The organism is Amycolatopsis sp. (assembly GCF_025464955.1).
In the GTDB taxonomy this organism is placed as follows: Bacteria; Actinomycetota; Actinomycetes; order Mycobacteriales; family Pseudonocardiaceae; genus Amycolatopsis.
This window is the reverse complement of the sequence record NZ_JAODNM010000096.1, coordinates 109,120-123,114: the sequence shown is the minus strand read 5'-3', so window position 1 is coordinate 123,114 and position 13,995 is coordinate 109,120. Positions and strand designations below refer to the sequence as shown.

14 protein-coding genes are annotated in these 13,995 nt (G+C 67.8%); 9 read left to right on the top strand and 5 right to left on the bottom strand.

Translation table 11 applies throughout. The annotated features are described in order from the left end of the window. On the bottom strand, positions 1-129 hold a 129-nt coding region (locus JWQ81_RS45060), incomplete at its 3' end, for a LysR family transcriptional regulator (protein WP_366942326.1). Positions 130-153: 24 nt separating this feature from the next. Between JWQ81_RS45060 and JWQ81_RS23085 the strand changes: the two genes are divergently transcribed. From JWQ81_RS23085 to JWQ81_RS23060, 6 genes are all read left to right on the top strand, one after another. Further along, on the top strand, positions 154-1,266 hold the full coding sequence (locus JWQ81_RS23085; RefSeq protein ID WP_297544573.1) for an XdhC family protein: 1,113 nt from the start codon (positions 154-156) through the stop codon (positions 1,264-1,266). Positions 1,267-1,501: 235 nt separating this feature from the next. Beyond that, positions 1,502-2,026, top strand: coding sequence for a (2Fe-2S)-binding protein (locus JWQ81_RS23080; RefSeq protein WP_297544572.1), 525 nt, complete (start codon positions 1,502-1,504; stop codon positions 2,024-2,026). Then, a complete protein-coding gene (locus tag JWQ81_RS23075) occupies positions 2,026-4,467 on the top strand; it encodes a molybdopterin cofactor-binding domain-containing protein (RefSeq protein ID WP_297544571.1) in 2,442 nt (813 codons plus the stop codon). The genes JWQ81_RS23080 and JWQ81_RS23075 overlap by 1 nt, the downstream gene beginning before the upstream one ends. Continuing rightward, positions 4,464-5,318 (top strand): xanthine dehydrogenase family protein subunit M, encoded by an 855-nt coding sequence (locus tag JWQ81_RS23070; RefSeq protein WP_297544570.1) that lies wholly within the window; start codon positions 4,464-4,466, stop codon positions 5,316-5,318. The genes JWQ81_RS23075 and JWQ81_RS23070 overlap by 4 nt, the downstream gene beginning before the upstream one ends. A gap of 20 nt (positions 5,319-5,338) precedes the next feature. Next, positions 5,339-5,989 (top strand): SRPBCC family protein, encoded by a 651-nt coding sequence (locus JWQ81_RS23065; protein WP_297544569.1) that lies wholly within the window; start codon positions 5,339-5,341, stop codon positions 5,987-5,989. A gap of 127 nt (positions 5,990-6,116) precedes the next feature. Next, positions 6,117-7,184, top strand: coding sequence for an NAD(P)-binding domain-containing protein (locus JWQ81_RS23060; RefSeq protein WP_297544568.1), 1,068 nt, complete (start codon positions 6,117-6,119; stop codon positions 7,182-7,184). Between the two features lie 71 nt (positions 7,185-7,255). On the opposite strand, the gene JWQ81_RS23055 is transcribed toward JWQ81_RS23060, so the two are convergent. After that, positions 7,256-7,975 carry a GNAT family N-acetyltransferase gene (locus JWQ81_RS23055; protein ID WP_297544567.1) on the bottom strand — a complete coding sequence of 240 codons (720 nt, stop codon included), beginning with the start codon at positions 7,973-7,975 and terminating at the stop codon, positions 7,256-7,258. Between the two features lie 194 nt (positions 7,976-8,169). Beyond that, the gene (locus tag JWQ81_RS23050) at positions 8,170-8,820 is read right to left on the bottom strand and encodes a DUF3043 domain-containing protein (protein WP_297544566.1); all 651 of its coding nucleotides are present in this window, start codon (positions 8,818-8,820) and stop codon (positions 8,170-8,172) included. Between the two features lie 157 nt (positions 8,821-8,977). On the opposite strand from JWQ81_RS23050, the gene JWQ81_RS23045 reads away from it, so the two are divergent. Further along, positions 8,978-9,355, top strand: a complete 378-nt coding sequence (locus tag JWQ81_RS23045; RefSeq protein WP_297544565.1) for an iron-sulfur cluster assembly accessory protein — start codon at positions 8,978-8,980, stop codon at positions 9,353-9,355. Between the two features lie 91 nt (positions 9,356-9,446). On the opposite strand, the gene JWQ81_RS23040 is transcribed toward JWQ81_RS23045, so the two are convergent. Continuing rightward, on the bottom strand, positions 9,447-9,617 hold the full coding sequence (locus JWQ81_RS23040; RefSeq protein WP_297544564.1) for a hypothetical protein: 171 nt from the start codon (positions 9,615-9,617) through the stop codon (positions 9,447-9,449). Positions 9,618-9,762: 145 nt separating this feature from the next. Between JWQ81_RS23040 and JWQ81_RS23035 the strand changes: the two genes are divergently transcribed. Next, a complete protein-coding gene (locus tag JWQ81_RS23035; RefSeq protein ID WP_297544563.1) occupies positions 9,763-10,752 on the top strand; it encodes a carbohydrate kinase family protein in 990 nt (329 codons plus the stop codon). Between the two features lie 86 nt (positions 10,753-10,838). On the opposite strand, the gene asnB is transcribed toward JWQ81_RS23035, so the two are convergent. After that, positions 10,839-12,773 carry an asparagine synthase (glutamine-hydrolyzing) gene (gene asnB, locus JWQ81_RS23030; protein WP_297544562.1) on the bottom strand — a complete coding sequence of 645 codons (1,935 nt, stop codon included), beginning with the start codon at positions 12,771-12,773 and terminating at the stop codon, positions 10,839-10,841. 199 nt (positions 12,774-12,972) lie between these two features. Here asnB and JWQ81_RS23025 point away from each other — a divergent pair, with 199 nt between their 5' ends. Continuing rightward, entirely contained in the window at positions 12,973-13,935 is a 963-nt protein-coding gene (locus JWQ81_RS23025; RefSeq protein ID WP_297544561.1) for a cytochrome c oxidase subunit II, read from the top strand. Positions 13,936-13,995 lie beyond the last annotated feature (60 nt).

Here is a 13,995-nt window from a genome sequence, read left to right as displayed (position 1 = left end):
GAGTTCCTTACGCAACTGCGCGACATGCATCGAGATACCGGCGTCCGACATGCCGAGTTCGGCTGCCGCCGCGTGCACGGAGCCCAGCCGCACGACGGCGGAATAGGCCCGAAGTTGTGCCGGTGTCACGAACGTGAGCCTACGTTGGGACACGTGAGAGACGTGCTGAGCGATTTGTTAGCGGTCTGGCGCGCCGGTGGAACGGCCGGCGTGGCGACCGTCGTTCGCACCTTCCGATCCGCGCCCCGGCCGGCCGGCGCGGCGATGGTCGTCGCACCCGGTGGCACGGTCAGCGGCTCGGTGTCGGGCGGCTGCGTCGAGGGGGCGGTGTACGAACTCGCCACCCAGGTGATGGGCGGCGGAGCGCCGGTGCTGCAGCGTTACGGCGTCAGTGACGACGACGCCTTCGCGGTCGGGCTCACCTGCGGGGGCATCCTCGACGTCTTCGTCGAGGCGGTGTCGCGAGAGACCTTCCCCGAACTCGACGACCTCGTGCAGGACATCGACACCCACCGGCCGGTGGCGACCGCGACTGTCATCGCCCATCCGCTACCCGAGTGGGTGGGCCGGCGGCTGGTCGTCCGCGAAGACGAAGTGACGGGAACACTCGGTTCGGCCCGGGCGGATGCCGCGGTTACCGACGACGCTCGCGGGCTGCTCGCCAACGGCCGCAGCGAGGTCCTGACCTACGGGCCCGACGGTCAGCGCCGGGGCGCCGGCATGGAGGTTTTCGTCGCGGGTCACGCGCCACGGCCGCGGATGCTGGTGTTCGGCGCGATCGACTTCGCCGCCGCGATGGCCAAGATGGGCGCCTACCTGGGCTATCAGGTCACCGTCTGCGATGCCCGGCCGGTGTTCGCGACCAGCAGCCGGTTCCCCGACGCGCACGAGGTCGTCGTCGACTGGCCACACCGGTACCTCCGGGCCGAGGCCGAAGCGGGCCGCATCGACAGGCGTACGGCGATCGCGGTGCTCACCCATGACCCGAAGTTCGACGTCCCGCTGCTCGAGGTCGCCTTACGGCTCGACGTCGGCTATGTCGGCGCGATGGGCTCCCGCAAGACGCACGACGATCGGTTCTCCCGGTTGCGCGACGCCGGGCTCAGCGACGTCGAACTAGAGCACCTGTCTTCCCCGATCGGGCTGGACCTCGGCGCGCGCACCCCGGAAGAAACCGCGGTGTCGATCGCGGCGGAGATCATCGCGCTCCGCTGGGGTGGCGGCGGTCAGCGGCTGGCCGCCCTTTCCGGACGTATCCACGGATAACGGTTACCGATTCCCCCGGGCGCGCGGAAGTCTGTTTCGTCACGACGTCCGCCGTCCGGATTTCTTTTGTCACAAGAAAATCGCCGCGGTTCCGCAAATGCGTGACAACGGAATGATTGTCCACGCATTTGCGGAGGAGTCTTTTCATGGCCCTCTCGCCGGGGTTGTCCGAACGGGATCGAAGTAGCACGCTCCAAGGTGACTCCGATCACTGCTCGGACCTCGGGAGACCTTCATGCGGATCACCGTCACTGTCGACGGAACGGCTTACACCGACGAAGTCGAACCGCGAACGTTGCTTGTCCACCACTTACGCGAAAAACTCGGCAAAGTCGGCACCGTCGTCGGCTGCGATACCAGCAATTGCGGTGCCTGCACGGTCCATCTCGACGGCCACAGCGTGAAGTCCTGTTCGGTGCTGGCCGTCCAGGCGGACGGTCACGAGGTCACCACGATCGAGGGACTCGCCAGGGACGGCGAACTCCACCCGGTCCAGCAGGCCTTCCACGACAACCACGCCCTCCAGTGCGGGTTCTGCACGCCGGGCATGATCATGCAGTCGATCGACCTGCTCGCCGACAACCCGGACCCCGACGACCGCGCCGTGCGCGAAGGGCTGGAAGGCAATCTCTGCCGGTGCACGGGCTACCAGAACATCGTCAAGGCGGTCCGGGACGCGGCGCACCACATGCGGCCGGGCGCCGGCCCGGAGGCCGAGCGACTCACCGAAAACACCGCCTCGCCCGTGGGTGGTGAGTGATGACGTCGACCATGGACACCGAGCCGGAGATCGGCAAGGCACGGCTGCGCAAGGAAGACGCGCGCCTGATCACCGGCCGCACCCGCTGGACCGACAACCTGACGCTGCCGGGGATGGTGCACGTGGCGGTGCTCCGCAGCCCGATGGCTCACGCGAAAATCGTCAGCGTCGACACGTCCGAGGCGAAGCGTTCGCCCGGTGTCATCGCCGTCTACACCGGCCGCGACCTCGATCCGGGCAGCGCGTTGGGTATGCCGTGCGCGTGGCCGATCACCCCGGACATGAAGTCGCCGCGGCGGCCCGTTCTCGCCGCTGACCAGGTCAACTTCGCCGGTGAAGGGGTCGCTGTCGTTGTCGCCCGCACGTCCGCCGAAGCCCACGACGCGCTCGAAGCGATCGACGTCGAGTACGAGGACCTGCCGGTCGTGCTCGGCATAGAGAACGCGCTGGCCGAAGGCGCGCCGCTGGTGCACGAGGAGCTGGGCACGAACCGCAACGCGCTGTGGGTCTTCGACTCCGCCGAAGCCGGCACGGGTGCGAGTGTCGAAGAAGCCATCGCGTCCGCCGAGGTCACCGTCAAGCGCCGGTTCCGCCAACAGCGGCTGATCCCGGCGTTCATGGAACCCCGCGCCTGCGTGGTCGACCCGACGAGCGCGCAGATCACCATGTGGTCGGCGACGCAGATCCCGCACATCCTGAAGACGATGGCCGCGCTGACGCTGGGCATCCCCGAGCACAAGCTGCGCGTGATCGCGCCGGACGTCGGCGGTGGGTTCGGCGGCAAGATCGGCGTGCTGCCCGAGGAGATGATGTGCCTGCTCGTGGCACAGAAACTCGGCAAACCGGTGAAGTGGAACGAATCGCGGTCGGAGACGATGGTCGCCGCGCACCACGGCCGCGACCAGATCCAGGACATCACCATCACCTCGAACCGGGACGGCACGGTCACCGGCTTGAAGGTCGAGCTGCTCGCCGACATGGGCGCGTACCTCGGGCTGGTCGGTCCGGGCGTGCCGATCCTCGGCGCGTTCATGTTCAACTCGATCTACAAGTTCCCCGCGTACCACTTCGCCTGCACGAACGTCTTCACGAACACCACGCTGACCGACGCCTATCGCGGCGCGGGCCGGCCTGAGGCGACGTTCGCGATCGAGCGGATCATGGACGAGCTCGCCGTCGAACTCGGCATGGATCCGCTGGAGCTGCGGGAAAAGAACTGGATCAAGCACGAGGAGTTCCCGTTCACCACGGTGTGCGGGCTGACCTACGACTCGGGCAATTACGAGGCCGCGACGGCGAAGGCCAAGCAGCTCTTCGACTACGACGGACTGCGGCGCGAGCAGGCCGAACGTCGTGAGCGCCGGGACCCGGTGCAGCTCGGGATCGGCATCTCGACGTTCACCGAGATGTGCGGGCTCGCGCCGTCGCGGGTGCTCGGTTCGCTGGCGTACGGCGCCGGCGGCTGGGAACACGCGGCGATCCGGATGCTGGCGACGGGCAAGGTCGAGGTCATCACCGGTGCGTCGGCGCACGGTCAGGGACATGAGACGGCGTGGAGCCAGATCGTGGCCGACCAGCTCGGTGTCGCGTTCGAGGACGTCGAGGTGCTGCATGGGGACACGCAGTCTTCGCACAAGGGCCTCGACACGTACGGTTCGCGGTCGTTGGTGGTCGGCGGGATCGCGATCGTCAAGGCCGCGGAGAAAGTCGTCGCCAAGGCCAGGGTGATCGCCGCGCACCTGATGGAGTGCGCGGAGGACGACCTCGAGTTCGCCGGTGGCAAGTTCACCGTCAAGGGCACGGATTCCTCGACCGGGATCGCGGATATCGCGTTCGCCGCTTTCATGGCACACGACCTGCCCGAGGGAATCGAGCCCTCGCTGGACTCCGACGCGGTGTACGACCCGGAGAACTTCTCGTTCCCGCACGGGACGCACCTGTGCGCCACCGAGGTCGACACCGAAACCGGCCGCGTCACGATTCGTTCGTACGTCTGTGTCGACGACGTCGGCCTGGTGGTCAACCCGATCATCGTCGAAGGCCAGGTCCACGGCGGGCTCGCGCAAGGCATCTCGCAGGCGCTGTACGAGGAAGCCGTCCACGACGAAAGCGGGACGCTGCAGACCGGCACGTTCGCCGACTACCTGCTGCCGTCCGCGGTAGACCTGCCGCATTTCGTCACCGACCGGACGGAGACGCCGTCGACGACGAACCCGTTGGGTGTCAAGGGGGTCGGTGAAGCGGGCACAATCGCGTCCACCCCGGCCGTGGTCAACTCCGTGATCGACGCGGTGCGCCACTTCGGGATCAACGACATCGAGATGCCGCTCAGCCCGATGCGGGTCTGGCACGCGATCCAGCACGGCACCGCCGACGCCGGTGACGGCACCGGGCCGGGCGGCGGACTCGGTTCGATCGACGCTGCTGGAGGTGCCCGGTGATTCCCTCGGCCTTCGACTATGTCGCGCCATCCACTGTGGACGAGGCGGTGCGAGCGCTGGCGGAAGCCGGCGAGGACGCCAAGGTGCTGGCCGGCGGGCAGAGCCTGCTTCCGGTGCTGCGGATGCGGCTCGCCACGCCGACCGTGCTGGTCGACCTCGGCAAGGTCGCCGAGCTGCGCGGCGTCCGAGAGGACGGCGATGTGCTGGTGATCGGCGCGATGACCACGCACTACGACGTCCAGCGAGACGGGCTGGTCGCCGAACACGCCTTGCTGCTGAAGAAGGCCACGGACACCGTGGCCGATCCGCAGGTGCGGCACCGGGGGACGTTCGGCGGCGCGATCGCGCACGCCGACCCGGCGGGCGACCTGCTCGCGCCGGTGCTCGCGTTAGGCGCGGAACTCGTGGTCGCCGGGCCGGGCGGTCGCCGCACGGTCGCCGCGGCGGACTTCTTCGAGGACTTCTTCACGACGTCGTTGCACCCGGACGAGATCCTGGTCGAAGTCCGCGTGCCCAAGCACACCGGCTGGCAGGCGCACTACGAGAAGTTCAACCGGGTGGCTCAGGCCTGGTCGATGGTCGCGGTGGCCGCGGCTGTGCGCGTCGAGGGCGGCATGATCGCCGAGGCCAGGGTCGCGCTGACGAACATGGGCTCGACGCCGGTGCGCGCGACAGGTGTCGAAGCGGCGCTCGTCGGCGGACCCGCCACCGCGGAAGCCATCCGCGCGGCGGCCGGGCATGCCGCGGAGGGCACCGACCCGACGCCGGACGGCAACGCCGACGTCGAATACCGGCAGCAGCTGGCCCGGGTGCTCACCGGGCGGGCCGTCGCGGCCGCCGTCAGTTCGTAGCGAACCAGGGAGATCGGCCTGTGCGACTCGACCACCAATTCACCGTCCCGGCGCCGCTCGACGACGTCTGGAAGGCCGTGCTCGACCCGGAACGCGTCGCGCCGTGTATGCCGGGCGCAACGTTGACCAAGGTCGAGGGCGATGCCTTCAGCGGTACGGTGAAGGTCAAGATGGGGCCGATCTCCCTGCTCTACAAGGGAACCGGGGAATTTCTCGAGAAGAACGAGGAAACCCGCACGGTGGTGATCAAGGCCTCGGGCAAGGACGCTCGCGGCGCGGGCACGGCGGCCGCGACGGTCACTCTGACGCTCACCGCAGACGGCAGCGTGACCAACGGTATCGCCGTCACGGACCTCGCCATCACGGGGAAGCCGGCGCAGTTCGGGCGCGGGCTGATCTCGGAGGTCGGCGGCAAGATCCTGGACACGTTCGTGGTGAACCTGTCGGAGAAGCTCGCTGCCGATTCCGATTCCGAGCCACCTCCGGTTCCCGAGGCACCTCCGGCTCCGAAGCCGCAGCTGCGAGCCGTCCCTCCGGTGGCCGAAACCGAGGCCATCGACCTCCTCGACTACGCCGGAGCGTCCGTCCTCAAACGCCTCACTCCCATCCTCGTCGCTACCGCCGCCCTCCTCGTCGCCTTCGTCACCATCCGCCTCCTCCGCCGCCACTAGGGAGGGCACTCAGCGTCCGCAACGATCGCAAGTCGCCGTCGAGTTGCGGTCGTCGATAGCGCAAAAGTGGGGGAAGGGTGTGATGGGGAGCGCGAAATAAGCGGGGGCGCGGGTCGTTGATACCGGTGTGAACAGCGCAGACCATGAGACCGACGTAGTCGTCATCGGGGCGGGGCAGGCGGGGCTTTCGGCGGCCTACTTCCTGCGCCGGGCAGGACTGCGCAACGAGTCCGGTTTTGTCGTGCTGGACCACGGGAAACGTGCGGGCGGCGCCTGGCAGTACCGGTGGCCGTCACTCGTGCTGGGCAAGGTCCACGGGTTGCACGACCTGCCCGGCATGGCGCTGGGATCGCCGGACACGAGCCGCCCAGCGTCGGAAGTCGTCTCCGAGTACTTCGACCGCTTCGAGCGCACCTACGACCTGCCCGTCCACCGCCCGGTCGACGTCGTGTCGGTGAGCAAGGGCGACGACGATCGGCTGATCGTGGCCGGCCCGGCCGAGTCTTGGGCGGCGCGCGCGGTGATCAGCGCGACGGGGACGTGGGACAGGCCGTTCTGGCCGCACTACCCCGGCCAGGAGACCTTCGCCGGACGTCAACTGCACACGGCCGACTACCTCGGCGTCGAGGACTTCCGCGACCAGCGGGTCATCGTGGTCGGCGGCGGGACTTCGGCTGTCCAGCAACTCATCGAGATCGCGACAGTCGCCCGAGAGACGACCTGGGCCACCCGACGTCCACCGGTTTTCCGTGAGGAGCCGTTTTCCGAGGACTGGGGCCGCAACGCCGTCGCGAAGGTCGAGCAGGCCGTCCGCGAAGGCCGTCCGCCGGCCAGCGTCGTCAGCGTGACCGACCTGGCCTGGACGCCGGAAACCCGCGCGGCCGAGGCAGCCGGCATCCTCGACCGCAAGCCGATGTTCGAGCGGATCACCCCGCGCGGCGTCGTCTGGGCGGACGGGAGCGAGCAGCCCGCCGACGTCATCCTGTGGGCTACCGGTTTCCGCGCCGCGATCGACCACCTCGCGCCGCTCCACGTCCGCGAGCCCGGTGGCGGCATCCGGATGGACGGCACGCGCGTGGTCGCCGAGCCGCGGCTGCACCTCGTCGGCTACGGCCCTTCGGCCAGCACGATCGGCGCCAACCGGGCCGGCCGCACCGCTGTCCACGAGCTCACCGGACTCCTCAGCCTGCCCTGAACCGCAACTCGCCGTCGAGTTGCGATAGTTGCGGACGCCAGGTATCGCAACTCGCCGTCGACTTGCGAGGCCTACATCCACCAAGTCGCGTTGCCGACGGTCTTGAAGCCCAGTGAGTCGTAAAGTGGCTTGCCCGCTTTCGCGGCGGTGAGGACGATCGGCTGCCCCTTGAGCGATCCCAAGACCGCGTTCATCAGAGCCCGCCCGACCCCGCGGGACTGATGCTCGGGCATCGTGGTCACCCAGTAGAGCCCGGCCACCGAACCGTCGTCGATGGTGTAGCACGTCCCGGCGGGCACGCCGTCTCGCTCGATGACAAACAGCTCGACGCCGTCGTAGTCGAGAACTTCCTTCGGGAACACCTCTCCCGGGCGGTACGGCTGGAATGCGCGCAGCGGGAAACCGTCGACAACGATGCGTTCCGCCGTTTCCAGCTGGTCTGCCCGGTCGACCCGCGTGACTTCGAGCGTCGGCGGCGCGGTGTCCATGCCCACTTCGCGGATCATGACCGGCATCTGTCGCGAAGTCAGCCCCAGCTCGCCCAAGTCGAGCGAGCTGTACGGGTCCTCGACGACGACCGTTCTCGACGACCGCCGCGCCAGCGCTGTCAGTTCGTTGATCTCTTCGGCAGTCGGATCTGGGGAGAGCAGCAAGATTCGCAGGTTCGCGCGCCCTTGCCCGTCGACGGCCAGGAAGCCGGGCCGGCGGATCACTTCGTGTCCGCGAGTCTGCGCGAGCGAAGTCCAGAACGTCGCGAAGTTGCGCGTGGCCAGGTCGACGGCGTCGGTCATGACGTCGACCCTACGAGACAGGCGGACCAGGCGTAAACGCCATTTCGCGGCGAACGGACTGGGCCATTCAGTAACGCTCGAGCGGAATCGCGGTCGCCTCCGCGGCGCCCTTGGCGATAAGTCCCTTCCACGGCATGTGCGGCATGGCCCACATGCTCAGGTTCCGCAGTGAGATGGCCGGCTGAAGGCGCCGGTCAGCCGGGAACGACGTCGCCGGCGCGCACGCGCGGCTTGGGCACGCGAAGCTTGCGGATCTGGCTGGCCCTGACGAACGCGTAGAAGCCGACCGAGCTGCCCTTGACTACTTCCTTCGGGAACTTCGCCCGCACCTGCTTGGCGATCCGGCGGCCGCTGATCACGCCCTCGATGACCATGCCGAGCAGCAGCAGGGTGCAGAGCAGCGTCGCGTACTGCTGGATCTTGGGGGCCGGCACCAGCAGCGCGACGAATACCAGCACGGCCAGCGGCATGAACAGGCCGAGGAGGTTGCGCCGGGAGTCCACGAGGTCGCGGACGTAGGCCTTGACCGGGCCGCGGTCGCGGGGCAGCAGGTACTTGTCGTCGCCGGACATCATCCGCTCGCGACGCTCCTTGGCCTCGGAGCGGCGGTCTTCCTTGGTCTTCGGGTTTGCCTTGCGGAGCTCCTTGTTGCGCCGCATCGCCTCACGGGTCGACTTCGGCGGCGGCGCGACGGGACCGCGGCGCTTGGCCTCGGCCTCACGGCGCTTCGGCGTCGCTCGCCCCTTGGCTGGCGTGAACGCCTTGGCGGCGCTGTCAGAGTCCTCCGAGGCCTCGACGGGCGGCTCTTCGGTGGCTGTGGTGCTGTTACGACGCAGGAACCTCACGTCAATAGCTTATTCCAGTGCTCGGCGCCATGTTCATCCGGTCGAAAGATGTGCGACCATGGAGGGACGTGCAAGCGTGGAACAGATCGGGTACGCCTGGTGTTGAGAAGTTGCAGAGCACCTGTACCCACGACCAGCTCGACCCCGAGGGAGACCCATGACGACCGCTGAGCAGACCGGCAACGCGCAGCCCGAGGCTGCCGAAGCCACCCACGGTGTGACGCTCACCGACGCCGCGGCTGCCAAGGCGAAGGCCCTGCTCGAGCAAGAGGGCCGTGACGACATGCACCTGCGCATCGCCGTCCAGCCTGGTGGCTGCGCCGGACTCAAGTACCAGCTGTTCTTCGACGAGCGCACCCTCGACGGCGACCTCTTCCGCGATTTCGGCGGCATCCAGGTGGCTGTCGACCGGATGAGTGCGCCGTACGTGTCCGACGCCGTTATCGACTTCGTCGACTCGATCGAGAAGCAGGGCTTCACGATCGACAACCCGAACGCGACCGGTTCGTGCGCCTGTGGAGACTCGTTCCACTGAGCTGACGCAGCAACGAGCGCGAGCCGCGACCTCAGTGAGGTCGCGGCTCGCGCTCGTTCACGGGGCCGTGGCGGCGCCGTCTCTAGCTGACTCAGATGTAGAGGTCCAGTTCGGCGACCTGCGCGTGGCAGTCGTCGTCGACCGCCCACGTCCTGGCGGCCCCGGGCCGGGCCCGCGGGACCTCGGTGTGCAGGGATGGCGGGATGTCCGCGCAGTCGGCGATCAGCTCGCCCATGGTCTCGGGTTCGGTGGTGATACTCACCTCTGCCACGGTATTGATCGAAGCTAGAGCGCAACAGAAGTACCAGCCGGTAGTGTCGGTCGTCGTGTGCCGAAGTACCCGATCGGGTCATGACCTGCGGGTAACTTCGTTCGGAGTGCCCCGCGCGTGACGACAAGGAGAACCGGTGGCAGCCAACGCTCGGATAGCGGTATCCGGCAGTATCGCAACCGATCATTTGATGCACTTTCCCGGTAGGTTCGCCGAGCAGCTGGTGGCCGAGCAGCTCCACCGGGTTTCGCTCAGCTTCCTCGCCGACGACCTCGTGGTGCGGCGCGGCGGGATCGCCGCGAATATCGTCTTCGGCCTGGGCGTGCTGGGGGTGGAACCGGTGCTGGTCGGCGCAGTCGGCGCCGATTTCGCGGACTACCGGTCCTGGCTCGAGCGGCACGGCGTCGACACGTCGGGCGTGCACGTCTCAGAGACGGCGCACACCGCGCGGTTCGTCTGCACGACCGACGACGACATGTGCCAGATCGGGACCTTCTACGCCGGCGCGATGACCGAATCCCGTGACATCGAGCTCTTCCCGATCGCGGAGCGGACCGGCGGGTTCGAACTGATGCTGATCGGCCCGGACGACCCGGCCGGCATGCTGCGCAAGGCCGAGGAATGCCGCCAGCGCGGGTACACCTTCGGCGTCGACCCGTCGCAGCAGCTCGCCCGGATGGACGGTGAGCAGGCGCGCGCGTTCGTCGAGGGTGCGACGTACCTGTTCAGCAACGACTACGAGTGGGAGCTGCTCCTGCAGAAGACCGGCTGGTCCGAGTCCGACGTCCTCGCGCGCGTCGGCATGCGGGTCACGACGCTGGGGGAGAAGGGCGTCGAGATCATCGGCAAAGACGGCCTCGCCCTGCAGATCGGCGCTGTCCCCGAGGTCAGCAAGGCCGACCCGACCGGCGTCGGTGACGGCTTCCGCGCCGGTTTCCTGGCCGCTCTGCACGGCGGCCTCAGCCTGGAGCGCGCCGCCCAGCTCGGCTCCCTGGTCGCCGTCCTGGTGCTGGAGACCGTCGGTACCCAGGAGTGGACGTTCGAGCGGACGTCCGCGCTCGCCCGCATCAGCTCCGCCTTCGGCCCCGAGGCTGCCGAGGAGATCGCCCCCGTCCTGCCCGCGTAGAGACTCGTGAGTGTTCCGGCCCGCCCGGGTGCGGGTGTCCCGCAGGACACCGTAAGCGGCCGGAACACTCACGAGTCCGTGACCTGCTAGAGCTTGATGGGGTAGGCGGGCTCGGGCACATCGGGCTTGATGCGGTGCTCGACGAAGATCCCGTGCCAGATCATGAAGACCAGCAGCGCCCAGATCTGGCGGCTGCGGTCGTGGTTGCCTTCCTTGTGCTCGTCGAGCAGCGCGAGCACGGCGCGCTTGTCGAGCAGCTCCTCGGTCTTCGAGTCCGAGATGATGCCGCGTGCCCAGTCGTACATCTCGTCGCGGAGCCACACCCGGATCGGCACCGGGAATCCGAGCTTGCGGCGGTTGAGCACATGCCCGGGGATGATGTCGGCCAGCGCGCGCCGTAGCGCGTACTTGGTGGTCTCCTTGGTGAGCTTCTGGTCCAGCGGGATGCTCGCGGCGACCTTGAAGACCTCGGCGTCGAGGAACGGCACCCGCAGCTCGAGCGAGTTCGCCATGGTCACCTTGTCGGCCTTGACCAGGATGTCGCCGCGCAGCCAGGTGTAGAGGTCGACGTGCTGCATCCGCGAAACCGGGTCCCAGCCCTCCGAGGCGTGGTACCAGGGCGCGGTGACGTCCTTGAAGCCGACACCCTCGGTGAACGTCCGGAGCACGGCGCGCAGCTGGTCGTCGCGGAAGTTGCGGGCGTTGCCGTAGTAGCGGTCCTCAAGGGACAGCGCGCCGCGACGCAGCAGGTCCTTGCCCCGGGTGCCTTCCGGGATCCGCTTCGACGCCTTGCCGAGCAGCGTCCGGACGCCGCCTGGCAGCTTCTCGAAGGGCGCGAGCGAGATCGGTTCGTTGTAGACGGTGTACCCGCCGAACAGCTCGTCCGCGCCTTCACCGGATAGCACGGCTTTGACGTGTTTGCGCGCTTCGCGCGCGATGAACCACAGCGGCACCAGCGACGGGTCGGCTACCGGGTCGTCGAGATACCAGACGATGAGCGGCAGCGTCTCCATCATCTCGTCGGCGGAGACCGTGCGTACCACGTGTTTGACGCCGATCGCCTCGGCGGTCTCGGCGGCGACGTCCACTTCGGAGTAACCCTCGCGCTCGAAACCCGCGGTGAACGCGATCAGGTTCGGGTTGTGCCGCTTCGCCAGCGTCGCGGTGGCCGTGGAGTCGATGCCGCCGGACAGGAACGCGCCGACCGTGACGTCCGGGTCGGAGATCATGTGCTTGGCGACGGAGTCCTTCATCACATCGGCGATGCGCTCGTACAACGCGTCCGCTTCGGCGGCGCCCTTGACCGGCTTCGAGCTGAACACCGGGTGGAAGTACCGCTGGGTGGCCAGTTCACCCCCGGGTGTGACGGTGAACGACGTCCCGGACTCGATCCGGCGGATGCCGGCGTGCAGCGACTCGGGCTCCGGCACGTACTGGAGCACCAGGTAGTGCTGCAGGGCCTTGCGGTCCAACTCCTCGGCGACACCCAGCGTGCCGGACAGCTCCAGCAGGCTCTTCTTTTCACTGGAGAACGCGATCCCGCCCGAGCCTGCCGAGTAGAACAGCGGTTTGATGCCGAACGGGTCCCGCGCGCCGAAGACGAGCTTCTTCTCGGAGTCCCAGATCATGAAGGCGAACATGCCGCGCAGCTTCTTGACCGCGTCCGCGCCGAGGTAGTGGTACGCCGCGACGATCGCTTCGCCGTCGCCTTCGGTGTTGAACTTCGCGCCGAACTCGGCGGTGAGCGATTCCCGCAGCTCCAGGTAGTTGTAGATCTCGCCGTTGAAGTTCATCGTGTACCGCGTCGGCGATTCCGGCGGGCCCCAGGTCAGCGGCTGGTGCGAGTGGGCGAGGTCGATCAGCGCCAGCCGGTTGAAGCCGTAGACGACCTCGGCGTCGGCCCAGGTGTCCGTCTCGTCCGGACCGCGGTGGCGCTGGCAGTGCAGCGCGGCGGCGACCGCCTTGCGCGCGTTGGCCGCGTCCGCGTCGGTGGCGCAGATAAGTCCAAGAAGGCCGCACACGTGTACTCACACCTCTCGTTTGTGGCCGGGATCGAAGCCCCAAGTATGCCGCGACCGCCGTTCGGCCGTGCTCGGCGGGCCGCCAACGGCCAGGCGCGCCAACAACTCACCCCTTGGTCAGCGCGAACGGATAACTCGGCTAGGCTCCGCGTGTCACAAAGATCAGTCGAGGAGGCTCTGGGTGAAAGGGCGAGGCGCAGTGGTAAATCCAGAGCGCACCCCGGCGGGTAAGCCGGCTAAGTCCAGGTTCGGCCGTGCCGGTCGGATCGCCGTGCTGGCGGCCCTCGTGGCCGTCACCGCTACCGGCTGTTCCGGTGACGAGGTCCTGCGCTTCGGCTGGCCGGTGGGGGTCACCCCGCAGGCGCTCGAGATGCAGCACCTGTGGACGTACACGGTCATCGCCGCGCTCGCGGTCGGCGTCGTCGTCTGGGCCCTCATCTTCTGGGTCGCGGTTTTCCACCGCAAGAAGAAGGGCGTTCCCGGCGAGCCTGAGGAGCTGCCGCGTCAGTTCCAGTACAACGTGCCGCTGGAGATCTTCACCGTCGTCACGCCGCTGATCATGGTCTGTGTGCTGTTCTTCTTCACCGCCACGACCGAGAGCGACGTCCTCGACAAGAAGCCGAACCCTGACGTCACGGTCAACGTGGTGGCCTTCCAGTGGAACTGGGAGTTCGACTACCCGAGTGAGCCGAAGACGGCCAACGGTGACATCGTCCGCACGATCGGCAGCTCCGGTGAGATCCCGCTGCTGGTCCTCCCGACGAACCGGACGATCCAGTACAACCTGCGGTCCACCGACGTCATCCATTCCTTCTGGGTCCCGGAGTTCCACTTCAAGCGGGACGTCTTCCCGTTCCCGGAGAAGAACAACCAGGACATGTCGTTCCAGAACTCGATCGACCAGACCGGCTCCTTCGTCGGCCGGTGCGCCGAACTCTGCGGCACCTACCACTCGGTGATGAACTTCGAGGTCCGTGCGCTCACCCCGGACCTGTATGCCCAGTACATCAGGCTGCGCGGCCAGATCAACGCGAAGACCAACCAGCTCTACACCGCGTCCGAGGCGCTGACCACGATGAACTGTGGTGAACTGTGCACCTCGCACGCTGTCACCACGCAGCCGTTCAACACCGACCGCACCGCGCGGACCGCGTCCGGCTGAGCAGAACGGCTCCGCCCGTTCGAAGCAGCTTCAGTGCGCATGAGTCAGGAGTGAGGACAG